The organism is Collinsella sp. 1033st1_E11_1033SCRN_220408 (genome assembly GCF_039062465.1).
Classification (GTDB): domain Bacteria; phylum Actinomycetota; class Coriobacteriia; order Coriobacteriales; family Atopobiaceae; genus Parolsenella.
The window spans coordinates 26,864-50,799 of sequence record NZ_JBCLNF010000008.1; the positions used below are offsets into that span (position 1 = coordinate 26,864).

Here is a 23,936-nt window from a genome sequence, read left to right on the forward strand (position 1 = left end):
CCACGATGCCGCCACTTCACGCGGCCACGGCAAAGGGGCAACCATGTTCCTCGCGATTGACGTAGGCAACACCCAGACCACCATCGGCCTGCTCGAGAATGGCAACGTCTGCCAGCGCTGGCGCCTCAAGACGGACCGCGCAGACACCTCTGACGAGCTTCACGCGCATCTCCGCAGCTTCCTTGCGCTGCGCGACTACGAGCTCGGCGGTATCGAGGCGGCGGCTGTTTCCAGCGTCGTGCCCATCCTCACCAAGATGTGGGACGCGGCCCTCACGGACGCCTTCGGCACCAGGCCTTACCTCGTCCATGGCAGCACGGACTGCTGCATGGAGATCTCCATGCCCTACCCCACGCAGGTGGGTGCGGACCGCATCGCCAATGCCGTCGAGGCGCGTGCCGCCTATGGCTCGCCCGCGATCGTCGTGGACTTTGGCACCGCGACGAACATCGACGTGGTGGATTTCCGCGGTCGCTATCGCGGCGGATGCATCGCGCCGGGCCTCATGCTCTCCGCGACCGCGCTGTTCGACCGCGCCGCCAAGCTCGCATCCATTCCCATCGAGGTTCCGCCCGCGCCCATCGGCGACACGACGGAGCACGCGCTGCAGTCTGGCCTTGTGTTGGGCGTCGCCGCCCAGGCGGAAGGCCTCGTCCGTCGCATAAAGAACCAGCTTGCCGACGAGGCGGAGCGGGAGGCGCTGGCCTCCTTCGCGGGAAGCGACGAGGACCGTGCGCACGCGGTTCAGGCGGCGCGCAAGGAGGTTCTCGACTGCCCCGTCATCGCCACGGGAGGCCTCTCGCGCGTCATCGAACGCGCGACGGACGTCTTTGACTCGGTCGACATGGACCTCACGCTGCGCGGAGTCTGGCGCATTTGGAGCACGCACCAGGCGTAGGGGCAAGCGGCGCGCGCGGACGTGCAACGCGGCGTACTGCCACACGACACGCGCGGACGGTGGCGCGCGAACCATATGGCGCGAACAAAAGCGGGGCGGCTCCGGCACGATGCGGAGCCGCCCCGAGGCGTTTGTTGGAGGTTAGGCAGGCGCCTACTTCGCGGCACGGCGCAGGCTGGCCTGCTCGCTAGAGACGACGACCTCGCGGCCGTCCTCCAGGCGGACGGTCGCACGCCCCCAAACGTCAACGGCCACGAAGTCACCCGTCGCAGCGACGTTGCCGTTGGGGTAGACCACGTCGACGCGTGCGCCCATGAGCGGAAGCGCGTCGAAGTACTCCGAGAGCACGGGCGCCAGCGGGCCTGCCACGGCATAGCCCGAGTTCACGGCGGCAGCCCAGGCATCCGCGCGAGCCACCACGGCGTCGCGGATGGCCTGCGCAAGCTCGTCGAAGCCGGGGACCTCGGCGCCCTCGGCCATTGCGTCCGCAATGCCTGCGGGCGCGAGCGGATTAACGCTGCCCATGTCACCCTCGAGCACCGGACGCTCGAGGTTCACGCCGATGCCACAGACCGCGAACATGCCGGAGTCGCCCGTGCCTGCCTCGACGAGGATTCCCGCGAGCTTGCGATCGGGGACGGAGGCGTCCGCGGCAGAAACCACCACGTCGTTTGGCCACTTGAGGGCCGCGCGAGTGGCACCAAGGGAGCGCAGCGCGTCGAGCACGCCCATGCCACACACGGCCGAGATGCCCATGTAGTGGCTCATCGGGACGTCCGGACGGAGAAGCACGGAGAGGTAGAGGCCCGTCGAGGGAGAGCCCCAACCGTGGCCACGGCGGCCGCGACCAGCGGTTTGCTCGTGGGCGGCGACGCAGGCGCCGTGCGGGGCAGAGCCACGGCCCAGCTCCATGACATCGTCGTTCGTCGATCCCGTGCTGGCAACGATTTGCAGCTCAGGGGCCTTATTGACGCGATTGGCGCCCTCTGACTCAGTTACTCCCATGAAATCTCTCCCAGGTCAGCGCGAACGAGGCCCACACGCTCCTCGCGCGGCTTGATTGAAATGCCCGCATGCGTGAGGAAGCGGACGGGATCGTGCATGAGATCCTCCATCGGCACGAGCACGAAGTCGCGCTCGCCCAGAAGCGGGTGCGGTAGGGCGAGCTTGCGGCCGGCGTGGGTCTCCCCCTCCATCCAGAGGAGGTCGCAGTCGATGGTGCGGGGGCCGTGGCCCTCCTGTCCGGGAACGCGCTTGCGGCCGAGCTGCTTCTCCACGCCCATGAGCGCGTCGAGCAGGACGAGGGGCGCGAGCTCGGTCTTTATCTCAGCGACGGCATTGGCGACGGGAAGCGCGATGCCGTAGGCGGGGTCCGTCTCGTAGGCGTGGCTCACGCCGGTGACGCACGTGAGCGGGATGGCGTTGATGAGCTCGCAGGCACGGGCGAGGTACTCGACGCGGTCGCCAACGTTCGAGCCCAGCGCCACGAACGCGCGGCGCGGATCCGGATGGGCGATGGCCCAGTACGAGTCAAGCGCCTGCGAGACGCCCGCCACGTCATGGACGCGCAGAACACGGGCGCCCGCCGCCACGGCGGCGATGCAGACGCCGGCGGTCGCCGCGTCGCGCGCGGGAGCCTCCGTCACGCCGGAGACGGCGCCCACGAAGCGCTTGCGCGAGACGGCGCAAAGCACGGGATAGCCCATAGAGACCATCTTGGCGCAGGCGCGCTGGATGACGACATCCTCATCCGCGAGCTTACCGAAGCCGGGGCCAGGATCGATGCAGATGCGGTCGCGGGCAACGCCGGCGCGCATGAGCTCGCGGGCCTGGTCGCCAAGGAAGCCCATGACGCGGCGCATGATGGGCGCCTCCTCCGGCAGGGTGAAGCGGCGGTTGCCTCCCGCCAGGGCGACGGACGTGCTCGTCACGCCGCGGGCACTGCGACGCATGACCTCGTCGAGACGCTCGGCCGCGGCGGCGTCCGCGCGCTCGGCAGCAGTGGGTTCATCGGGTGAGCTAGCTGCAGCGATATCGGCAGACTTGGCGTTTGCGGCGGCGCCGGTGGGGGCGCTGGGCAGGGTCGACACGCCGGAGGCGGTGCCCGTGATGCCAGCGGCGGCAGCTCGGGCGGCGGCGGTGGAGTCAAGCGTGACGGTCTGGCGCGGTGCGCGCTCGGAGACCTCGCCAGCGTGCATGACGATGCAGCCGCAGTCGCTCTCCTGGGCGACGCGCACCATCTCGGGGTTGGTGAAGCCGGTCACGTCGTTGATGATGGAGGCGCCGAGCTTGACCGCCAAGCGCGCGACCTCGGGGTGACGCGTGTCAATCGAGACGATGGCACCCGCATCGACCAGCGCGCGGATCACGGGGATCACGCGCTTGCCCTCCTCGTCCGGAGAGACCGCGGTAAAGCCGGGGCCCGTCGACTCGCCGCCGACATCGATGATATCCGCGCCCTCGTCGAGCATGCGAAGGCCCCACTCGATCGCAGCGGCGGTCGTGGCGTGGGCGCCGCCGTCCGAGAAGGAGTCGGGCGTCACGTTGAGCACGCCCATAATGCGCGGGCGTGCGAGCGATATCTCGTGTTTTCCGCAGCGCCAGGTCATCTGGTCTTCTCGAAGCATAGGCACCTCTCCGTCGTGATTAGCTCTCTCGATTGTAGCGGGCGGGCAGATTTCGCGCCGTCGCGCGGAAACCCAACACACAACGGGAAGGTGTGACGATACCACCCCGGAATCGCTAGAAGTCAAAAGCCTTGGCGATATCGGCCTGGATGATGACGCTGGCGCGCGAGCTCACGGGAATGGGGTCGCGGTTCACAACCACGAGCTCCTGGCCGAGGAAATAGTCGACCAGACCTGCCGCGGGATAGACTACGAGGCTCGTTCCTCCCACGATCAGCATGTCTGCCTGCTGAATTGCGCGCACAGAGTCGTGAATCACGCGGTCATCGAGGCTTTCTCCGTAGAGCACAACGTCAGGCTTGATCGCGCCGCCGCACTCGGGGCAGACGGGGACGCCGCGCTCGTCCTCGTGCTCGCGCGACATGATCCATTCGGCAGAATAAGTGGCGCCGCAACGCTGACAGATGTTGCGATGGACCGAGCCGTGCAACTCGAGCACGTTCTTCGACCCCGCCGCCTGATGCAGGCCGTCAATGTTCTGAGTCACCACGGCGGTGAGCTTACCCTCGCGCTCGAGCTCGGCGAGCTTGAGGTGTGCCTGGTTAGGCTTGGCACCCAGCGCGATCATCTTCGTGCGATAGAACTCGAAGAATTCGGCGGGATGGGTCTCGTAGAAGCCGTGCGAGAGCATGGTCTCCGGCGGGTAGTCGAACTGCTGGTTGTACAAGCCGTCCACGCTGCGGAAATCCGGAATGCCGCTAGCCGTGGAGACGCCCGCGCCACCAAAGAAGACAATGCGCTCGTGACGCTCGACGCGCGCCTTGAGCTCGGCGGCGGCCTCGGTAGGATCCGTGATGGTGATGGGCATGAGAGCCTCGATTCTCGAGCGCGGTCACTTCGGTACAAGCATAGTCCTTGGCAAACGGCCGGGTGCCGGGGTGGCCGGGTGCCGGGCGGCCGGACGCATGGGCAGATCAGAACCTCTTCACTCCGTCGTGCTAAAGTGCCATAGACCGCCAGGACGAGAAAGGGGCAACATGGAGCCAACCAACACACCTTCCGAGGCAGTGGCTCCGCCCAACGCTTCCGGGGTCGTGCAGCCCACCCCGGCAGTCGCCCCCGCCAACACTCCCGAAGCCGTGCAGCCCACCCCGGCAGTCGCCCCCGCTAACGTTTCCGGCGTGGCGCTCGTGCTGGAGGGCGGTGGCATGCGCGCCGCACACACCGCCGGCATCGTGGCCGCGCTCATCGAGCACGAGGTGTGGTTCCCCTACGTCTGCGGGCTCTCTGCCGGCTCCTCCAACGCGGTCAACTACCTCTCGCGCGATGCGGATCGCACGCGCCAGGCTTTCGTCGACATCGCCGGAGACGAGCGCTTCGGCGGCATCGGCTCGCTCATGCGCCGCAACGGCTTCTTCAACGCGGACTTCCTCTACGAGCGCGCCATCCAGGACGGTACGCTGCCGTTTGACTGGGACACCTTCCGCGCGAACCCCGCGCAGCTCCGCATCCAGGCCTTCGAGCGCGACACGGGCCGCACCATCACCTGGACGCGCGATGACATGAGCTCGCGCGTGGGCATGGCGAGCCTCGTCCGCGCGAGCTCCACCATGCCGTTTATCATGAAGCCCATCGAGGTGGGCGGCCAGGTCATGCTCGACGGCGGGCTAGGCACGGGCGCGGGGATTCCGCTGCACATGGCGGAGGAGGACGGCTTCGAGCGCTTCTTCTTCGTCGCGACGCGCCCTGCCGGCTACCGCAAGGAGCCCATGGGCCACGGCACCCGCGGCATTATGCGCCGCGTCTGTGCCGGGCAGTCCCACGTCTTCGAAGCCCTCGCCACGCGCGCGGAGCGCTACAACGCGGCGCTCGACCACCTGGCCGATCTCGAGCGCGAGGGCCGCGCCCTCGTCGTACGGCCGGAGAGCATGCCCATCCAGAACACCGAGACGAACGTCGAGCGCCTCCGCGCTGTCTTCGACCAGGGCCACGCCCTGGCAGAACGCGAGATGGACGGCTGGTTGGAGTGGCTGAAGCGTTAGCCGCCGCTCGACGCCGAACCACGGAAGCGCCCGCGACTTGCCGTCCGCAGCTCGCCGGCCCTCGGCTCATCGGCCCTCGGCTCATCGGCCCACGGCTCGCCGCCCCACAGCTCGCCGAGACATGCGGAAATTCGAGTTATAGCGGCGATTGGGACCCCATAACTCGAAAAAACGCATGTCTCGACGCCGAGGTCAGTCCGCTGGTCGCCCGCAGGACGCCCGCCTCGGCGCCGGAGCAGCCTGCGCGATGCTCGTCGCCGGCCTTCCGCGCCGGCCCTGGGCTACAATCCTCCTGCACGCAACAACTTTGGAGGACCCATGCCAAACGCCCGCGAGCTCAGGCTCGTTTCTTGGAACGTCAACGGCCTTCGCGCCGTCATGAAGAAGGACCCGAGTTTCACCCAGGTCGTCGAGGATACGGCGGCGGACGTCTTCGCCATCCAGGAGACGAAGCTACAGGCCGGCCAGATCGAGCTCGACCTCCCCGGCTACCACCAGACCTGGAGCTACGCAGAGCGCAAGGGCTACTCCGGCACCGCGGTCTTCAGTCGAGAGGAGCCGCTCCAAGTCCTTCGCGCGGACGCCCTTCTCCCCATTGCGCACGAGGTCCTCTCCGCGAAAGACGAGGAGCTCGTCGCCGTCGCCGCGACCGAGGGCCGCGTCTGTGCGCTCGAGTTCCCGGAGTATTGGTTCGTGGACGTCTACACGCCCAACGCGCAGGGCGAGCTCGCGCGCATCGACACGCGCCTCGCGTGGGACACCGCCTATCGCGAGTTCCTCCGCCGCCTCGCCGCCGAGAAACCCGTGGTCACCTGTGGCGACTTCAACGTGGCGCACGAGGAGATCGACCTCAAGAATCCCGGCCCCAACCGCGGCAACGCCGGCTTCTCGGACGAGGAGCGCGAGTCCTTCACGCGCCTGCTCGACGCCGGCTTCACCGACACCTTCCGCGCAAGATTCCCCGAGCTCACCGGCGCGTATAGCTGGTGGAGCTACCGCTTCAACGCCCGCAAGAACAACGCGGGCTGGCGCATCGACTACTTCCTCGTGAGCGACGACGTGGCAGACCGCGTGACCGGCGCCTCGATCCTCTCCGAGGTCTACGGAAGCGACCACTGCCCCGTCGAGCTCACGATCGAGCTGGGGTAGCGGCGCCTCCCAAATGAATACCGGCGGGGACGCCGTACGCTGCGCTCGGGTGCCTTCGGAAAACCCTCGCTTCGCGTGCGGCGTCCCCGCCGGCTGACGTTATATGCGACAAGCCGCCCCCGCCAACTCCGGCGGCGAGGGCTTCTATCGACCTCTCTACTCCCCCAGGCCCGCAGCGACCATCGCGGCGCTGAAGGTCTCGGCGTTGGTCGTGGCGATGAGCTCCTGCGGGAAGTGAATCTCATCGAGAACCTCGAGCGCCGGCTCGAACTTGCCGATGGAGCAGCAGATGTGGGCATCCGTGCTGACGGCGATCTTGCAGCCCAGCTCAGCGCAGGTCTCCGCAATCTTGCGGCAAGAGGTGGTCACGGCCTCGCGCTTGAACTCGAGGCTGTGGGCGTTGATCTCGATCAGCTTGCCCAGGCGCGCCGCCTCGGCGACAACCTCTCGCACGTCGAAGTCCACACCGGAGCGGCCGATGTGTCCGAGGATGAGGACCTTGGGGTCATGCAGGGCATTCAGGTACATCTGCGTACCCGCGACAGTTCCCGATTCACGCGTGAAGGAGCGGTCGTGAACGCTTGCGATCACGTAGTCGCAATCAGAGAAGACCCTCTCCTTGAGGGTCGTGACCTCGGCGAGGGGCGCGCCGTTGATCTCCATGTCAACCGGGATGTCATAGCCAAACAGGCGACCGTCGAGGTCGACGATGTCCGCCTCACAGCCATGCATGAGGCGCACGCCCTCCCAGACCTTGGGCCACGCACCGAAGTTGAAGAAGAACTGGAAGTCGCGCATGCGCTGCTCGGGGAAGAGCATGCAGCTGAAGTGCTCCGTGTCTCCCAGTACCTCGACGCCCTGCTCGGCGGCGGCGAGGACGTTCTCGCGAATGGTCGAGTACGCGTGGCGGGAGAAGAGCGTGTGGGTGTGAACGTCGCAGCGGTTAGTGAGCATGGGCACCTTCCTACTTGTACTCCGCCGCCAGCGCCTTCCAGGCGGGCAGCGAGTTGACGATCAGGTCGTGACTCACGCAATAGCTTACGCGAACCCAACCGGGGCAGCCGAAGGAATCGGACGGGACGGGCAGCAACTCGTGGGCCTTCGCACGCTCGAAGAACGCCCCGGCGTCGGGCTCGAGAGCCTTGACCCAGAGGTAGAAGGCACCGTCCGGCTCGACGTACTCGAAGCCGGCCGCGGCGAGGCCCTCCGTGAGGGCAGCGCGGTTCTCGGCATAGGCGGCGACGTCGCTCGGCTCGTCGACGCAATCAGTCACCACGCGCTGGAAGATGGCCGGCGCGCAGACGAAGCCCAGCGTGCGGCCCGCGCCGGCAATGGTGAGGACGAGGCGGTCGTGCTCGGGGTTGGTGGGCGGCACGAGCACCCAGCCGATGCGCTCGCCCGGCAGCGACAGGCTCTTGGAGTAGCTGTAGCAGACAATAGTGCGAGCGTAGATGGCCGGCACCCACGGCACCTCGACACCATAGGTGATCTCGCGATAGGGCTCGTCGGAGATGAGGTAGATGGGGTGACCCAGCTCCTCGCCGCAAGCCTCGAGCACGTCGGCGAGCTTCTCGAGCGTCTCGCGCGTATAGACGGCACCGGTGGGGTTGTTGGGCGAGTCGATGATCACGGCGGCGGTGTGCTCGGTGATGGCGGCGGAGACGGCATCGGCGTCAACCTGGAAGGTCGCGGGATCCGCCATGACCTCGACGCAAGTGCAGCCGCAGGTCTCGATCCAGACGCGGTACTCCGGGAAGTACGGGGCGATGACGATGACCTCGTCGCCGGGGTTGGTCACGGAGTGCAGCGTTATGGAGAGGGACGCGGCGGCACCGCAGGTGAGGTAGAGGTCGTCGGCCGCAGCGACGGGCGCGTCGCCCATCTCAGCGGAGAAGCGACGGGTGAGGGAGGCAGCGACGGCCTCGCGGCAGGCGGGCAGGCCGTTTGCCGGCGTGTAGCCGTGGACCTGAACGGGCGGGAGCTCCGTGGAGCGCTTGAGCGACTCAGCGACGGCGGCGGGAGCGGGCACGCTCGGGTTGCCCAGGCTGAAGTCGAAGACGTTCTCGACGCCAATCTCGGCCTTGCGCACGGCGGCATAGGCCGCAATGTCTCGGATTGAGCTCTTGGACGCCCCATAGCCGTACATCGTCTCGTTGATCATATCGTCCCCCTCGATCGCGATTGGCTTGTCGTGTCAGCGTGGGCCGGGTAGCAGCGCGCTATGTCGCATTCTATCCCTCCGATGGCAGCGCTGGGTTACAGCAGCGCTACATATGACGGCGACGAGCGAACACGGGCCGCCGCGGGGACGGCGCGGAGAGGTGCCCGGCCCAGCGCCGAGGGCAAACCGCCGCGCAAGAGGGCCGCCGCGGAGCCACCGCACAAATCGGCCGGCACGCAAGAGAGCCGGCGCGCAAAAAGGGGCGGCACGCAATCCGAACTGCGCGCCACCCCTCGGACGGATCTTGTTTGCCTAGCCGTGACTAGCTTGCGTTGACATCTCGCCGGCGGGGGGCTCCGTCGCAGATGCGGCATCATCCGCGGCGTCACCAGCCTCGGCGGCAAGGGCGGCATGGGCTGCCGCAGCGGCCTCTGCGGCCGCGGCCTCGTCGACCTCGCCAGGAGCAGCCTGCTTGCCGGCGGTCTCCTCCGGGTGAGCCTCCAGGTAGTTGTCCCACTCGTTGTCGAGCAGGGCCTTCACGGCCTCGCCCTCGACGGTCTCACGGGAAAGGAGCACCTCGGCCATCGTGTCCATCTGGTCGCGACGGGCCTCGAGCACGGCGCGAGCGCGGTCGTGGGCCTCACGCATGATGCGCTCAACCTCGTCGTCGATGCGCTTGGCAGTCTCAGCCGAGTAGTCCTGGTGATCCGCGTAGTCGCGGCCGAGGAAGACCTCGTGCTGCGCCTCGCCAAACACCTGCGTACCCAACTCCTCGCTCATGCCCAGGCGCGTGACCATCTGGCGCGCGATCTTCGTGGCACGCTCGAGGTCATTGCTGGCACCGGTGGTGATGTCGTTGCAGAAGAGCTCCTCCGCAGTGCGGCCACCCAGCAGCACGGCGATCTGATCGAGCATGCCGTTGCGCGTGTTGAGGAAGTGGTCCTCCTCCGGAAGCGAGAGCGTGTAGCCCAGGGCCTGGCCACGCGCGATGATCGAGATCTTGTGCACCGGATCCGCGTTGTCGAGGATGTGGCCGACAAGGGCGTGTCCGCTCTCGTGGTAGGCGATGGTCTTGCGCTCCTCCGCCGTCATGACGCGACTCTTGCGCTCGGGGCCGGCGATGACGCGCTCCATTGCCTCCTCGACCTCGGCCATGGTGATCTGGGGCTTGTTGCAGCGGGCAGCGAGAAGGGCGCTCTCGTTCATGAGGTTCATGAGGTCCGCGCCGGTGAAGCCCGGAGTGAGCTGGGCGAGGCGCTTGAAGTCGACGTCCGGGGCGAGCGGCTTGTTCTCCGCGTGAACGCGGAGGATGCGCTCGCGACCGAGAACATCCGGACGGTCGACCGTGACCTGGCGGTCGAAGCGGCCGGGGCGCAGCAGCGCCGGGTCGAGGATGTCCGGGCGGTTGGTGGCGGCGATGAGAATCACCGCGTCGTTTGCCTCGAAGCCGTCCATCTCGACGAGGAGCTGGTTGAGCGTCTGCTCGCGCTCGTCATGGCCACCGCCGAGACCAGCGCCACGCTGACGGCCGACGGCGTCGATCTCGTCGATAAAGATGATGCTGGGGCTCGCGGCCTTGGCCTGCTTGAAGAGGTCGCGGACGCGACTCGCGCCAACACCCACGAACATCTCCACGAAGTCAGAGCCGGAGATGGAGAAGAACGGCACGCCCGCCTCGCCGGCGACGGCCTTGGCAAGCAGCGTCTTGCCCGTACCCGGAGGGCCGACGAGCAGCACGCCGCGGGGGATCTTGGCGCCCATCTTCTGGAAGCGCTCGGGCTCGGCGAGGAAGTCGCGAATCTCCCTGAGCTCCTCAACGGCCTCGTCCACACCGGCGACGTCGGCGAACTTGACCTTGGGGCGCGTCTGCTCCGTCGTCTTCGCCTTGGTCTTGCCAAAGCCCATGGCGCGACCGTTCTGGTTCTGCATGCCGCGCATAAAGTAGACGAAGACGGCAACCATGATCAGCGTCGGGAGGACGGTGAACAGAAGGGTCTCGATCCAGTCATCGTTCGAGGTATCCACCACGTAGGTGGTGCCGGGGTGCTCCTCCATGAGCTCAGACAGGGAGTCGGAGCCAACGTAGGAGCTCTTGAAGGCGACGAGCTTGGAATCATCGCCGACATCCTGCTTGTTGGCCCAGTACTCACCGGCAAGCTCACCCGACGCCGCGCGATACGTGAGGTTATCGACGCGATCCTCCTTGATGGCGGTGACGACGTCATTCGTGGGGAGCTCCGCAGCGCCCGCCTGACCGGACATGAAGCCCGGCATGAAGGAGAAGACGATGTAGCCGATAAGCGCGAGCGTCAGGATGGTGTAGACGATGCCGCGGCGCTGGTCGCCAGGATTGGGCGTGCCGGGAGGCACCGGGGCGCCAGGGCGCTCAGGGCCGTTGCTCTGGTTGTTCTCACTCATGCTACTTACCGTAAACCTCCGGCTTGAGGACTCCGATGTAGGGCAGGTTACGGTAGCGCTCGGCGAAGTCGAGGCCATAGCCCACGATGAAGGAGTCAGGCACGTGCGCGCCCACGTAGCGCGGCTTGACGGCGGCGGTCTGACCCTCGACGTCCTTCACGAGGAAGGCCGCAATCTCGAGGGAGGCGGGCTTGCGCGAGCGCAGGTTCTTCATGAGGTAGGACAGCGTGAGGCCAGAATCGAGGATGTCCTCGATGATGAGGACGTCGCGGCCCTCGATCTTGGTGTCGAGATCCTTCACGATACGGACGACGCCCGAGCTCTTGGCGCCATCGCCGTAGCTCGAGACGGCCATGAAGTCGATGCCGAGCTCGCAGTCGATCGCACGCATGACGTCGCCCATAAAGACGACGGCGCCGCGAAGCACGGCGATGAGCAGCGGGTTCTTGCCTGCGTAGTCACGCGTGATCTCCGCGCCCATGCGGGTGACGATATCCTTGATGTCCTGCTCGGAGAGCACGACGCTCTCGACGTCTGGATGGATTTGCTCCATGGGAGCGCTCCTCTCTGAGGCCGGTCGCCTCATTTGCCCCACGGCGCCGCTTGCCGGCGCTCACGGTGGGAACTGCCATTCTACCAGCCCCGTCTGACAATAAACGGGACGGCACGGGAAACGATGCGCAGGCGGTCGCCATCAGTTGACAAAGGGACAGTCCCTTTGTCAACCCCGCCGCAGTCACCAGAAAAAGGGACTGTCCCTTTTTCTGGTGGCCAGTGCGAGCTGCCTCACTGGCGCGTGGGGACGAGGCGGAGCTCGAGGAGGACGCGGGAGGCGTCGGTCACGCGGGCACGCTCGTCGGCGCGGAGGGGTGCCACCCAGAGGATCCGCCCGCCATCACCGGCGCGCACGACGGGCACGCCAGCACGCTCCGCCGCGGGGACCTTCGCGTCGATCAGCAGGTCGGAGAGCTTCTTCGACTGACCGTGCATCCCCAGTGGGCAAAGTACCTCGCCCACCTCCGGCGAGGAGACCCAGAGGCTGCCGCCGAGGGGGCCAAGCCCGCATGCCTCCGCGTCGAGCAGCACGGACGCGCCCTCCCACTCGCGGGCGTGAGCACGGGCGAGCGCTACCGGGTCACTCCCCGGGGCGACCTCGCGCAGACGCGCCGTCAGCGTGCCGCCAGCAAGCAGAAGCGCACCCTCGGGCCCGGGAGCCGCGAGCACGCTCGAAGCGCCCGCCATCCCTTCGAGCGCGGGAACCTCGATCCAGCCCGAGGTGGCGACACTGGCCTGCGCCACGCGGGCGCGCACGAAGAGCATCCCGTACGAGACGCGCGCGTCGACGCCGCCCGGCAACGTGGCAGAGCCCTCGCCCGCCGCCACGAGCTCGAGCACGCGAGTGACGTGACGCGAATCGAGGCGGCAACCCGGGCACGCCGCGAGCACTGCCATGCGCACGACGCGGCGCGCGATGGCGACGTCCGCCGCGGCGAGGCGGGCGCCGTCGAGCACGACGAGCCCCTCCTCCTGCCTGCGCTCGAGGGCGCGGAACGCGCGCGAGGCGACCTGCGTGAGGTAGGAGTCCTCGTCCGAGAGGATCTCGCAGGTGGCAGCCATGCTCTCGAAGAGGCGCGGGTTGCGTTCGAGCGCCCGCGGCACGACCTCGTGGCGCACGAAGGACCGCAGGTAACGGGTGTCGGCGTTCGTCGCGTCCTCGCGCCAAGCGATGCCGCGCATGCGGAGGAGACGGCAGAGCTCCTCGTGCGTGCGGTCGAGCAGCGGGCGCACGATGCGGTTGCGCCGGCGCGGGATGGACGAGAGCCCCTGCGTACCGGAGCCCTTGATGGCATGCATGAAGAAGGTCTCCGCACGGTCATTGGCAGTGTGGGCCGTGAGGATGCGCGCGACGGAGCGGGGCAGGCCCGCCTCCTCGCACAGGCGATTCGCCAGGCGCGTCGCCGCGGCATAGCGTACCTCTCGCGCGACGTTCTCGACGTTGGTGTCGCCGGTGGCAGGATCCGCCGCGAGCGCCGCGACGTCTACCCGCACGACCTCGACGGGAACGCCGAGGCTGGCGCAGAGCTCGCGCACGAAAGCCTCGTCGCCATCCGCTGCGTCACCCCTGAGCTGGTGGTTCACGTGGAGCACATGGAGGCGCTCGCGGGCGATGCGCGCGAGGCCACGGCCGTCATCGATGTCGAGCTCGTCCGTCGCGGCGAGCAGAAGGAGGGCCGTGGAGTCCGCGCCACCAGAGACCATGAGGACGACGGGGCCCGCCGCCTCGGCATCTGCGCGGCCGGCGCGCACGGGCGACGTCGCCGCCGCGTATCTCCTGCTCACACTTGTCATGACACTCCCCTCGTGCGCTTTGGCCGACGACCCGGGCAGCCGGCGCTGCGCGCTCGACGCGCTCGCTCGACGCCCGTGCCCGCTCGGCAGCCGGCGCCGCGCGCTCGACGCGCCCGCTCGATGCCCGCCCGCGCCCGTCGCCGCACGCTCGGCACACGCCCGCGCCCGTCGCCGCGCATTAACGTCAGCCATCGCGCGTATCCTATACGGGTCAAGTTTACGTCGAGAGGAACCCTCACATGCAAGACGGAGCGCGCCGATGATGCCGCAGATGCACCTTCACGTTCTAGCCAGCGGCTCGAAGGGCAATGCGTCTGTGGTGGAGGGCCCGGCAGGTTCCGTCCTCATCGACGACGGCCTCTCGCGCAGGGAGCTCCTCCGCCGCGCGGACGAGCTGGGCGTCGACATGAATCGCATCTGCTGCGTCGTCGTCACGCACGAGCACGCGGATCACGTGAGCGGCCTTAGCGTCTTCTGCAACAAGTACGAGGGCCGCCTCGTCGCCACGGCCGGCACCGCAAGCGGGCGCAAGTACCTCGCGCAGCTGCCGTTCGAGCTCGTGGGGGACGCAGACGAGTTCGAGGCGGGCGGCATGCGCGTGCGCACCTTCCCCACCTCGCATGACGTGGCGGACCCGTTCGGCCTTCGCTTCGACTGCGGCGCGGGCGAGGACGCGGATTCCCTCGGCTTCTGCACGGACACCGGCATGCTGGGAGATCGCGCGCTCGAGCTGCTCTCCGGCGTGCGAGTTCTTGCGCTCGAGAGCAACCATGACGCGCGCATGCTCGCAACCGGCCCCTACCCGGGCTTTCTCAAGCAGCGCGTCGCGGGAGACCACGGCCACCTCTCGAACGACCAGGCCGCGGCGGCGCTGCGCGAGCTCGTCGGGCCGGACACGGAGACCGTCGTTGCCATGCATCTCTCGGAGGAGAACAACCGCCCGAGCGTCGCCGTCCGCACGCTTGCTGCCGCCGTTGGCGCGAAGGCCGCGAACTCTACCTTCACGGAAGCCCGCACGGCGGACGGCCGCCTCACCATCTGCGCCGCAGCGCAAGCGCGCCCGATGTCGGTGTGGTAGCGGGGACGAGCGCGCCGGGGGGCGTCTACGCCGCCAAGCGCTAATTCGCTTCCCTTACGCCCTCGCTAACGGAAGTGAAATGCGATTCGCTTCCGTTAGCAGCTCCTGAATGGAAGCGAATCGGCACCAGCCCCTACTGCCCCCGTTTCGCATACCTGGCCTCGGTGGCCGCCTTCGCGGGACGCCACCAGGCCTCGTTGGCCACGTACCAAGCGATCGTCTGGCGCAGGCCCTCGGCGAAGTCCGTGTGCCTGGGCTCCCAGCCGAGCTCGCGCCGCAGCTTGGTCGAGTCGATGGCGTAGCGGTGGTCGTGACCGGGGCGGTCGCGCACCCAGTCGAAGTCGTCCGGGTCCTTGCCCATGGCCTCGAGGATCATGCGCAGGACCGTGATGTTGTTCTGCTCGGCGCCCGCGCCGATGAGGTAGGTCTCCCCCACGCGGCCCTTCGTGAGGATGTCCCACACGGCGGAGGAGTGGTCCTCGGTGTGGATCCAGTCGCGAACGTTCTCGCCCCCGCCGTAGAGCTTCGGGCGCTCGCCGTCGATGACGTTGGTGATCTGGCGGGGGATGAACTTCTCCACGTGCTGGTAGGGGCCGTAGTTGTTCGAGCAGTTGGAGATGGTCGTGCGCAGGCCGTAGGTGCGGGTCCAGGCTCGGACGAGCATGTCGGAGCTCGCCTTGGTGGAGGAGTACGGGCTGCTCGGGTGGTACGGGGTCTCCTCGGTGAAGCGCGCCGGGTCGTCGAGCGCGAGGTCGCCGTAGACCTCGTCGGTGCTCACGTGGTGGTAGCGGACGCCGTACCTCCTCACGGCCTCCAGCAGGCGGAAGGTGCCCTCGACGTTGGTGCGCAGGAACGGCTCCGGGTCCGCGATGGAGTTGTCGTTGTGGGACTCCGCCGCGTAGTGGACGATGGCGTCGTGCCCGGGCACGAGCTCGTCGAGCAGGGCCGCGTCGCAGATGTCGCCCACGACGAGCTCGACGCGGTCGGCCGGCAGTCCCGCGATGTTCTCGGGGTTGCCCGCGTAGGTGAGCTTGTCGAGCACGGTCACGTGCACGTCCGGGTGGTTGTTCACCACGTAGTGCACGAAGTTGCTGCCGATGAAGCCGCAGCCGCCCGTGACGATGATGTTGTGGGGCTCGAAGGTCTCTGCCACCTTATGCTGCCTGGCCAATCGTGGCACCGCAGGTAGAGCACCTATAGCCGTTGGGAACTTCTTCGTCCCACGCCTCGGCATCTACGACGGTCACGTAATGACCCTCAACAGTGACATACTCCGAGTTCCACGAGCCGCAATCGCCACCGCTCAAAAGAGAAGCATCGATGTGCTCTCGCTCGATTCCCGTAATATCTTCCCCGCAGCCACCGCAAATGGAGCGCTCCTGAACCGTTGACTCAACCCACTCCTCATGCGTCGCCGCATCGTGGTGCACGGTCTTGGCCTGGGCCACCCAATCGTGGGCATGGCTACTACGGTCACACCAGTTCTTGAGACGACGCAGGAACGCCGCCATATCACAACGGGTCACCGAACTCATCGGGCGATACTCGCGAGATCCATCACCATTAATCCAACCGGTACTGATCTCGGACGACACCATCCAGAGGATGTCGTCACGGTGATACGTTGAGGTGTTGACGTCCCTAAACGGGTTGACGGCCATGCCGTTCACATCGCCACCCATATAGAGCGCGAGGCGCTTGAGGAACGCGGCCATGTCGCAGCGGGCAACCGTGTCCATACCACGAAAGGTGCCGTCGCTAAAGCCGGTCGAGATGCCCACCGAGGCAAGCCACCAGATCTCCTTGGCATGATAGAAGTTCTCGTCAACGTCAGAGAAACGGGCCCTATCCTGCTCCGTGGGCTCAAACTCGGGAGAGCCCGCAAGCCTGTAGAGAAAGGCCGCCATGTCGCAACGCTTCACCGTTTCATAGGGACGAAACTCAATGCCGCCAGCAACGGGCCAACCGGTGGTTACGCCGGTCGAGTAGAGCCACGCGACGTCGTCGCTGTGGCCCGTGTCGGCATAGACATCCGTAAAGGGGCTAATAGGCTGCGGCTTGGGAACAGAAGGGGTGCCGCCGGAGCCAGACGAGCTGCCCCCGCCAGAAGTACCGCCGCTGCTCGAGCCGCCACCGGTGGACCCGCCGCTTTCGTGCACGCAATTTGAGCATGGGGTCTTGCCCTTATTGATAGCCTCCTGGAGCGTCATGGAGGTGGGGTTCTTCATCCCCGAACAGTTGCTAACGTAGTGATACTTGGAGCCCGTACGAGACACGTACACGATGCGGCTCATATCCTGGGCATGGGCCAAGGTCGCCGGCACAAACGATACCGCCAGCGCAACGAGCAGCGCCAACGCGACCGAGCGGGCTCTTCTAACCATTGTCACTCCAAAGACTCGCGCGAGAATTAATGAAGGAACTTAGCTAAGTTTAAGCCTTAGCCAGGGCCTTAACCATAGCGAGGAGCTTCCTTCGTGCGGTCTCGAGCAGCAGGAAGCCCACAAACATAAGCAACGTCATGCCAAGCAGCATCGGAAGGCCCATGACCAGAGGCAGCTCGCCAATCCACGCAAAGCGGCCGACAAGCCAGATATCATAAAACCAGCTACTGGTATCGATAAGGTAGACGCCAAAGGCAGAGCCCGAGAGAACGACAAGCACTCGCTCCACCGGCTTGGGCAACCCGGCAATCCTCTGGCAAAGGAGAAAGACGCAGATCGCATCCACCACCAGGAGAGGGGACACATATGCAATCCACCCATGTGGCTCGATGCCAACAGCAAGACCCTTTACCTCGAGAAACGTCAGCACAACGGGAATAACGAGAACAGCGCCAACGAGGACAGGGCTACGGAGCGCGGCGTTGATCTTGTCCAGGTTCAACTTGATGGCAGCACCCAAAATCCAAAGAGCGATCAGCCACATAACGGAATAGCCGTCGTTAATTCCGATGCCCGCCCTGTTGTCATAGCGAATAGACCCGAGAACGCTACACGCGATCACGAGAAGAACGGACAGGCGCCCAATCCGGCGCGACTCCAATCGCTCGATGCCCTCGCAAACGAAGGGCAGCAGTAGTTGCATAACGAGATAGGAGCTCAGGTACCAATATCTCGAGGTCAGCACAGGGAAGAAAGCACGATATAGCCACGGTCCGGGCTCGGCGCCACCAAGCAGCCCAACCAAAGCCGTAGAAACCGACCAAAAGACGGCGGTCTCCCAGAGGCCGAGAACTTTTCGCCAATTTGTCTTCCTTCCAACGGCAAGGTATCCACTGATGATCGCGAAAACGTTAACGGCGACTGACGCCGCATTATTGAGGCAGGCATAGATTAGCTCACCGCGCGTCGCCAGCGACCAATCCAGTACCCCCCCGACCAAGATTGTGCAGGAGGACAACCATGAACATGCTTGCAAGACGAGCGATGTCTAGCCCGTATTCTCTCTGCCGAGACCCCAATGAGACTGCTCCCCGATCGACCGTCCAGACCGTTCCTGTCCAGATTATCCCAGCAACAACATAATGGCGTGGCCGATGAAAGCTTTCGCGCGAGAAGCCCGACTTCTCGGCACCAATGTCGAAAGGGCGCCAAGGGGCGCAATTGGAATCCGCCGCCCACAACGAAACAATGCCGGGTTCTCGCAGGTCATGCTCGAAAACGAGCATCTGACGCTTGGGCTCCTCAACGTCCCCGAGGACAGCCGTTGCGTCTTCCTCACCGCATCGGGCACCGGCACCATGGAGGAAGCCGTCATGTCCGTCCTGAAGCCCGGCAGGGGTGCCCCTACATGCCCTCGCGCATCTCACTCGCCATCGTCAACGTCGTGGAGAGCCTCTATGACAGGGATGGGAAGCGCTAGCGAGTGAAGTCGGCAACTCATCGACGGGTCCACTGACCCCGAGTAACCATCCCTGCACAATCTCAAACGAAGAGGGGGCGCCGGAAACCCGACGCCCCCAAACTCGCCAGTTGCCGAACCCTACCCGTCCTATACCAGGCCCTTGTCGCTCATCCTGCGCAGGAACGCGGCCATGTCGCAGCGGGCGACGTTGCGCATTCCGCCGAAGGTGCCGTCCGGGAAGCCGGCGGACACGCCGTTGGCGGCGAGCCAGCAGACGTCGGAGGCGTGGTTTGCCTCGTCGCCGTCGCGGACGTCGGAGAAGGGGCTCCCGCCCACGGACGAGACGTCGTGGCCCGCCCGGGAGCTCAGCCTGCGCAGGAACGCGGCCATGTCCTGCCTGACCACCGTGGCGTAGGGGCGGAAGGTGCCGTCGCCGAAGCCGCGGGAGACGCCGCTCTCGGCGAGCCAGCAGATCTCGCGGTAGTGCGGGGTGTCCGGGGTGACGTCGGAGAAGGGCGAGGACGCGGGGGCCTCGTAGGCGGGCGACCCCGCGACGCGGTACAGGAACGCGGCCATGTCGCAGCGGGCGACCGAGGCGTAGGGCTGGAAGGCGAAGGTGCCGTCGCCGTTGTCGAAGCCGGTCGTGATGCCCTGCGACGCCATCCAATTGATGTCGTTCGCATGATCCACCGAAGACGCCACATCGCTGAAGTAACAAACGGAGATGTATACAATCCGTTTGTTACCCGCGTCATCAGTAAGGTATAGATCAGTAGTGCCCGCCGCGTGAGGCACGAGACGCCGCCCTCCTTCGACGGATACGATGCTGTTGTCAGCACTTGTCAGAGTGCCAACAAGGTCATAACGCCAGTCGCAATAGTTGGATTCCAGCTTATAATCAAGCGTCTGACCAACCACGAGACCGGTGGGTTTCACATTATGGAAGAACTGGGCGCCCAACATCTCAAAGAACAGCGTGGCGTCGAAAGTCAGATTATCACCTTGGATGCGAGTCGGGCTCTGGTCGTCATACACTTCCGCTGAAGCCTCGCCGGCAAATACGCTGCCATAAGGATACAATGCCGGCGCCTGGGCAAAGCCATAAGATCGAAACGTCGGATCAATTAGAGCCTGATAGTGACCATATTCGCCGCTATTCTGCCCAGCCGTATGTTTAATCCATTCTGACTTCTCGCTCGCCCAATCGTCAATTGCCTCAGAGATGTTGCTCTCTCCCCACGCCAGAACCTCGCCATTAGCAGAAATGCCGTTGTAGGTTGCCGTAAAGCAGGACGTTCCATCCGGACGCATGTGACCCAAATTGTAGTCATACGCCTCAATCGAACGCTGCAGAGCTATCCTCTCGAGCGCATTCGACCATTTGGGCGAAAGGTACTCGCTAACGCTAATCCCCGCATTGCTGAGGTACTGCCTGACCGTCACGTAGCTACCGTTGTACTCAAGCTTCACGCTGGAGTCGTTATAGGCGTCCCTTCGCCAGCGAATCACGGCGTCGAGAGCATTTGCATAGACGGCGTTCTGATTGACGCTGGCCTGCGCCGTCACATGGAAGGCCCTGCCGATTTCCACGCCAGTTATTGAGGAGGGTCGCGAAACGGAGCGGGCGCCGTCACGATCAGAGACTACTTCCGCATCGTCGGCCGTCGCGTTCGGGTCGGCCTCAACTGGTGCGCTAAACAGCTCCTCCCCGTTGATACTCTCGGCAAGCGCTATACGAGGAGAGCACAGTAACAGGCTAATCGAACAAGCTGCCAACAGGCCCGCTTTAGCTAAATTCCTTACTCGCATAGACCCCTCTTTCTTCGATGTACCTACAATGGAACAAGCCGCACCATATGGCTCCTCGGGGCCAGGATTCCCACACTGCCACGAAAGGCTGAACGCTTCCTGAATAGCCCTGTTCACACCGATTGTGCTCCATGTCACAGGCGAACTACCCATATATTCGACAAGCGGCGCTTGAAATTAGCACTGAAACTAACCCGCACCGATTCCAAGGGGTAGCTCCATCGCAAGGCACATCGCAACGCCCTCACCAAGCGCGTAGCAAGCGACAGCGAGCCGTTCATAACCTCCCATCTAAAGACGCGCGGGGGCACCGGATACCCGACACTCCCCGCGCGCCATTGGAGCCTATGCCACCTCGCCCTATACCAGGCCCTTGTCGCTCATCCTGCGCAGGAACGCGGCCATGTCGCAGCGGGCGACGTTGCGCATTCCGCCGAAGGTGCCGTCCGGGAAGCCGGCGGACACGCCGTTGGCGGCGAGCCAGCAGACGTCGGAGGCGTGGTTTGCCTCGTCGCCGTCGCGGACGTCGGAGAAGGGGCTCCCGCCCACGGACGAGACGTCGTGGCCCGCCCGGGAGCTCAGCCTGCGCAGGAACGCGGCCATGTCCTGCCTGACCACCGTGGCGTAGGGGCGGAAGGTGCCGTCGCCGAAGCCGCGGGAGACGCCGCTCTCGGCGAGCCAGCAGATCTCGCGGTAGTGCGGGGTGTCCGGGGTGACGTCGGAGAAGGGCGAGGACGCGGGGGCCTCGTAGGCGGGCGACCCCGCGACGCGGTACAGGAACGCGGCCATGTCGCAGCGGGCGACCGAGGCGTAGGGCTGGAAGGCGAAGGTGCCGTCGCCGTTGTCGAAGCCGGTGGAAATCCCGGTCTCGCCCATCCAATTGATGTCGTCGGCGTGGTCCACCGTGGACGGAACGTCGGAGAAGAAGCGGACCTCATACACGCCCGGAATGCTGTTACCGGCATCGTCCGTCAGACACACGGTAACCGTACCGGCAGCATGAGGAACGAGGAAGTCATTTTCAACGGACACAAGACTCGGAGAGTCGACCCCAAGCGTGCCGACCAGGTTATATTCTCCGCCGGAATACTCGGGGACAATCACATACAAAAGCGGCCTGCCCACCAAGAGGCCATCTTCCGGGACGTTAGTGACAAAGTCGCTATCCAGCCACGCGAGATTAAGGGTGGCATCGAACGTATTGTTGGGACCTTCGATTCGCGTCGGACTCTGATCACTGAATACATTCGTTGAGTACTCGCACGTGAAGACGTAGTCAAAACGCGTCGCGGGTGCCTGAGCGAAGCCGTAAGAGCGAATCTCGGGGGTGATCAGCATCAGGTAATTGCTGTACTCGCCGTAATTGGACTCTCCATTCGTAAACTTAATCCACTGCGCCTTCTCGGCACCCCAGTAATCGATGGCCTGGCAGATGTTGCCGGCACCCCACTGGAGCATCTCGCCCTCAGAGCCAACGCCGTTGTACGTTGCCGTGTGCCAGTACGATCCGTCCGGGCGGCGATTGCCCAAGTTGTCATCTCCCGCCTCGACAGCGCGCTGGAGCGCAATCCTCTCGAGAGTATTCGACCACTTGGGCGAGAAGTACTCGTCCCTGCTGATTCCCACATAGTTGAGGTATTCGGGAATGGTCACAAGATAATCGTTATAAAGGAGCTTCACATCAGAGTTGTAATACGCCTCCTTACGCCAATACGTAATTGCATCAAGCGCATCCTCGTAGACGGCGTTCTGGTCGACGTAGATCTGTTTTCTCGCATGGAAGCCCGTGCCAATCTTCACGCCCGTCACAGACGAGACGCGCCCAGAGGAGCTGCCGTTCGCACGACCCTCAATCTCGCCAACGTCATCGGCGGGCACCGCATCCGCCTCAGCGGCGGGGCTTGTCAGCCTCTCGCCATCGTCAGAATCCGCAAGCGCCACGCTAGGAGAGCACAGGAGCAGGCTGATCGAACAAATGGCCAGCAGGCCGGTCTTGACCACGTTTCTTACTCGCATGGTCCCCTTCTTTCCTCAGCACGCTGACAGTTTTCTGAATACACGCCTCTATCTGAATTGTGTCTCAAGCTGACATCAATTACCCCACGCATTCGACGGGCGGCCCGATAAATGCGAAAACGGGACAAGCGTCCCGTCTTCGGCGTCAAATCGATCAATTATCGCTGCGCGAATTAGAGGCCCGAGCAGACCCCGGTCAGATCACGGTCGGCACCCTCGCAGAGCAAGGGATCGATCCTCGGCACGGCGGGATCCATAAACAGCCTCTTTGCCAGCTCTGCCGGACTTTCCTCGAACTCACCAGACCCGACGCACATCTCTCCAACACCAGCGAGATCTGCGAGATGATGCATCTTATTTGCGTAGTGAGGATGCTCGTCCCTCGATACCAACAGGCACGGGATGCCGTAGCAACATGCGATCAGCGCGGAGTGATACTTGTAGCTGACGAGCGCGTCGCAACGCAGGATTGGGGATTCGACCACCTTGGGAGAATAGCCCGCGAGCTCAACCTCGACCCCAACCGCAGCGAGTCTCTCCCTGAGAGCCTCGTTCATGTTCTCGTCATAGTGGCCGTCGTTCATGAAGGGGATGAGAAGGGCGCAGACGTCCCTTCCCTCCGCACAGGCGCTCGCCTCCTCTACGCACGCCTTAACCACATTGGCGTACGTGTCCAGCAGGTCCCAGGTATGAAGAAATACAAAACCAAGCGTAAGCACCTTATCGTTGATTGCGCGAGCGCCGTCCCCCAGCTCCCTGAGCGCAAACACAAGGTCATCGCATTCGGTCAGCTGATCCGAAGAAATGCCCCTCTCCACCAGGATCTCCTTTGAACGAGGGTCTCTCAGCGAGAAATGGCGCGAGCCAGCAACTACGCGGCGGAGATGCTCGATGTATGCCTTATCGGAGATCTCTTCGTTCGTGCTCAAGCCAAGGCAGTAGACATCCTTGCCACGCGCGATCATGAGCTCGTTGATCCTGATAAACAGGTTGCTGGTATTGAAGTTGTTCACGTCATCGTTAAACTGACCGTCATCGAGAATGGCACCGCCGCCCCAGATGACGGCATCGAAGTAGTCGACGATGGAGTCAAGCTCCCTCGTCGTCGCGGGGTAATGGATCGGATGAACGCGGGCATCGACATTGAGCCTGTCGTACGTCGGGTTGTCCCACAGGAGGACGGCTGTCCGGCACAGCGCCTCCTCGGGCAGGCGCTCGAGGACGGAGCGCATCATAAGTTCGTCACCCAGGTTGTCGGCGCCATACCAGCCGGCAACGAGAATCCTCTTCCCGGAGCAGCCCCTCAGGCTGCGCTCGAAACCCTGAAGCTCACAGCTCAACAGCGCCGCGCGACGGGCCCGCCCCGTCTCGGACTCAAGCCAGGCAAGCCTGCCCTCAAGACGAAGAGAGTCCCGTGTCTCCTCGAGAGAGTCAAGCTTCGCAGAGACGGGGTCGATCGCCGTAGAGAGCAGATGCTGAACGCCTTGCTTCGTACGCTCTTTTAGACCGCTAAACACAGTTATCCTCCAGCTAGGGACTCTCA

Annotated in this window: 18 protein-coding genes; 4 read left to right on the plus strand and 14 right to left on the minus strand. The window is 64.9% G+C overall.

Annotated elements, in window-relative coordinates:
• Positions 1–43 precede the first annotated feature (43 nt).
• A complete protein-coding gene (locus tag ABCN07_RS06615) occupies positions 44–898 on the plus strand; it encodes a type III pantothenate kinase (RefSeq protein WP_343005930.1) in 855 nt (284 codons plus the stop codon).
• A gap of 153 nt (positions 899–1,051) precedes the next feature.
• Here the strand turns inward: ABCN07_RS06615 and ABCN07_RS06620 are convergent, their stop codons facing one another.
• The 3 genes from ABCN07_RS06620 to ABCN07_RS06630 all read right to left on the minus strand — a co-directional run bounded on the left by ABCN07_RS06620 (position 1,052) and on the right by ABCN07_RS06630 (position 4,393).
• A complete protein-coding gene (locus ABCN07_RS06620; protein ID WP_343005931.1) occupies positions 1,052–1,903 on the minus strand; it encodes a biotin--[acetyl-CoA-carboxylase] ligase in 852 nt (283 codons plus the stop codon).
• Entirely contained in the window at positions 1,894–3,525 is a 1,632-nt protein-coding gene (folP, locus tag ABCN07_RS06625) for a dihydropteroate synthase (protein WP_343005932.1), read from the minus strand. The genes ABCN07_RS06620 and folP overlap by 10 nt, the downstream gene beginning before the upstream one ends.
• A gap of 115 nt (positions 3,526–3,640) precedes the next feature.
• Positions 3,641–4,393: an NAD-dependent protein deacylase gene (locus ABCN07_RS06630; RefSeq protein WP_343005933.1), complete on the minus strand. Its 753-nt coding sequence runs from the start codon at positions 4,391–4,393 to the stop codon at positions 3,641–3,643.
• A gap of 169 nt (positions 4,394–4,562) precedes the next feature.
• Between ABCN07_RS06630 and ABCN07_RS06635 the strand changes: the two genes are divergently transcribed.
• Complete coding sequence (locus ABCN07_RS06635) at positions 4,563–5,567, plus strand: patatin-like phospholipase family protein (RefSeq protein WP_343005934.1); 1,005 nt, start codon at positions 4,563–4,565, stop codon at positions 5,565–5,567.
• Positions 5,568–5,885: 318 nt separating this feature from the next.
• Positions 5,886–6,716 (plus strand): exodeoxyribonuclease III, encoded by an 831-nt coding sequence (locus ABCN07_RS06640; RefSeq protein ID WP_343005935.1) that lies wholly within the window; start codon positions 5,886–5,888, stop codon positions 6,714–6,716.
• Between the two features lie 156 nt (positions 6,717–6,872).
• Here ABCN07_RS06640 and ABCN07_RS06645 read toward each other — a convergent pair whose 3' ends face one another.
• The 5 genes from ABCN07_RS06645 to tilS form a co-directional block, all read right to left on the minus strand.
• Positions 6,873–7,670 (minus strand): phosphatase, encoded by a 798-nt coding sequence (locus ABCN07_RS06645; RefSeq protein WP_343005936.1) that lies wholly within the window; start codon positions 7,668–7,670, stop codon positions 6,873–6,875.
• Between the two features lie 10 nt (positions 7,671–7,680).
• Complete coding sequence (locus ABCN07_RS06650; protein WP_343005937.1) at positions 7,681–8,877, minus strand: pyridoxal phosphate-dependent aminotransferase; 1,197 nt, start codon at positions 8,875–8,877, stop codon at positions 7,681–7,683.
• 312 nt (positions 8,878–9,189) lie between these two features.
• Positions 9,190–11,295, minus strand: coding sequence for an ATP-dependent zinc metalloprotease FtsH (gene ftsH, locus ABCN07_RS06655; protein ID WP_343005938.1), 2,106 nt, complete (start codon positions 11,293–11,295; stop codon positions 9,190–9,192).
• 1 nt (position 11,296) lies between these two features.
• Positions 11,297–11,848 carry a hypoxanthine phosphoribosyltransferase gene (hpt, locus tag ABCN07_RS06660; RefSeq protein WP_293837074.1) on the minus strand — a complete coding sequence of 184 codons (552 nt, stop codon included), beginning with the start codon at positions 11,846–11,848 and terminating at the stop codon, positions 11,297–11,299.
• A 233-nt stretch (positions 11,849–12,081) separates the two neighbouring features.
• Positions 12,082–13,644, minus strand: coding sequence for a tRNA lysidine(34) synthetase TilS (gene tilS / locus ABCN07_RS06665; RefSeq protein WP_343005939.1), 1,563 nt, complete (start codon positions 13,642–13,644; stop codon positions 12,082–12,084).
• A 259-nt stretch (positions 13,645–13,903) separates the two neighbouring features.
• Between tilS and ABCN07_RS06670 the strand changes: the two genes are divergently transcribed.
• Complete coding sequence (locus tag ABCN07_RS06670) at positions 13,904–14,722, plus strand: MBL fold metallo-hydrolase (RefSeq protein ID WP_343005940.1); 819 nt, start codon at positions 13,904–13,906, stop codon at positions 14,720–14,722.
• 133 nt (positions 14,723–14,855) lie between these two features.
• On the opposite strand, the gene rfbB is transcribed toward ABCN07_RS06670, so the two are convergent.
• The 6 genes from rfbB to ABCN07_RS06700 all read right to left on the minus strand — a co-directional run bounded on the left by rfbB (position 14,856) and on the right by ABCN07_RS06700 (position 23,910).
• The gene (rfbB, locus tag ABCN07_RS06675) at positions 14,856–15,875 is read right to left on the minus strand and encodes a dTDP-glucose 4,6-dehydratase (protein ID WP_343005941.1); all 1,020 of its coding nucleotides are present in this window, start codon (positions 15,873–15,875) and stop codon (positions 14,856–14,858) included.
• A 1-nt stretch (position 15,876) separates the two neighbouring features.
• A complete protein-coding gene (locus tag ABCN07_RS06680; RefSeq protein ID WP_343005942.1) occupies positions 15,877–17,106 on the minus strand; it encodes an S-layer homology domain-containing protein in 1,230 nt (409 codons plus the stop codon).
• Between the two features lie 49 nt (positions 17,107–17,155).
• A complete protein-coding gene (locus ABCN07_RS06685) occupies positions 17,156–17,728 on the minus strand; it encodes a hypothetical protein (protein WP_343005943.1) in 573 nt (190 codons plus the stop codon).
• A gap of 987 nt (positions 17,729–18,715) precedes the next feature.
• Positions 18,716–20,158, minus strand: a complete 1,443-nt coding sequence (locus ABCN07_RS06690) for an S-layer homology domain-containing protein (RefSeq protein ID WP_343005944.1) — start codon at positions 20,156–20,158, stop codon at positions 18,716–18,718.
• A 579-nt stretch (positions 20,159–20,737) separates the two neighbouring features.
• On the minus strand, positions 20,738–22,393 hold the full coding sequence (locus ABCN07_RS06695; protein ID WP_343005945.1) for an S-layer homology domain-containing protein: 1,656 nt from the start codon (positions 22,391–22,393) through the stop codon (positions 20,738–20,740).
• 173 nt (positions 22,394–22,566) lie between these two features.
• On the minus strand, positions 22,567–23,910 hold the full coding sequence (locus ABCN07_RS06700; RefSeq protein WP_343005946.1) for a polysaccharide pyruvyl transferase family protein: 1,344 nt from the start codon (positions 23,908–23,910) through the stop codon (positions 22,567–22,569).
• Positions 23,911–23,936 lie beyond the last annotated feature (26 nt).

Excerpts from the sequence above, each read along its gene's own strand:
- ABCN07_RS06615 (WP_343005930.1), top strand. The coding sequence starts at position 44 with ATGTTCCTCGCGATTGACGTAGGCAACACCCAGACCACCATCGGCCTG.
- ABCN07_RS06620 (WP_343005931.1), bottom strand. The coding sequence starts at position 1,903 with ATGGGAGTAACTGAGTCAGAGGGCGCCAATCGCGTCAATAAGGCCCCT.
- folP (WP_343005932.1), bottom strand. The coding sequence starts at position 3,525 with ATGCTTCGAGAAGACCAGATGACCTGGCGCTGCGGAAAACACGAGATA.
- ABCN07_RS06630 (WP_343005933.1), bottom strand. The coding sequence starts at position 4,393 with ATGCCCATCACCATCACGGATCCTACCGAGGCCGCCGCCGAGCTCAAG.
- ABCN07_RS06635 (WP_343005934.1), top strand. The coding sequence starts at position 4,563 with ATGGAGCCAACCAACACACCTTCCGAGGCAGTGGCTCCGCCCAACGCT.
- ABCN07_RS06640 (WP_343005935.1), top strand. The coding sequence starts at position 5,886 with ATGCCAAACGCCCGCGAGCTCAGGCTCGTTTCTTGGAACGTCAACGGC.
- ABCN07_RS06645 (WP_343005936.1), bottom strand. The coding sequence starts at position 7,670 with ATGCTCACTAACCGCTGCGACGTTCACACCCACACGCTCTTCTCCCGC.
- ABCN07_RS06650 (WP_343005937.1), bottom strand. The coding sequence starts at position 8,877 with ATGATCAACGAGACGATGTACGGCTATGGGGCGTCCAAGAGCTCAATC.
- ftsH (WP_343005938.1), bottom strand. The coding sequence starts at position 11,295 with ATGAGTGAGAACAACCAGAGCAACGGCCCTGAGCGCCCTGGCGCCCCG.
- hpt (WP_293837074.1), bottom strand. The coding sequence starts at position 11,848 with ATGGAGCAAATCCATCCAGACGTCGAGAGCGTCGTGCTCTCCGAGCAG.
- tilS (WP_343005939.1), bottom strand. The coding sequence starts at position 13,644 with ATGACAAGTGTGAGCAGGAGATACGCGGCGGCGACGTCGCCCGTGCGC.
- ABCN07_RS06670 (WP_343005940.1), top strand. The coding sequence starts at position 13,904 with ATGATGCCGCAGATGCACCTTCACGTTCTAGCCAGCGGCTCGAAGGGC.
- ABCN07_RS06680 (WP_343005942.1), bottom strand. The coding sequence starts at position 17,106 with ATGGTTAGAAGAGCCCGCTCGGTCGCGTTGGCGCTGCTCGTTGCGCTG.
- ABCN07_RS06695 (WP_343005945.1), bottom strand. The coding sequence starts at position 22,393 with ATGCGAGTAAGAAACGTGGTCAAGACCGGCCTGCTGGCCATTTGTTCG.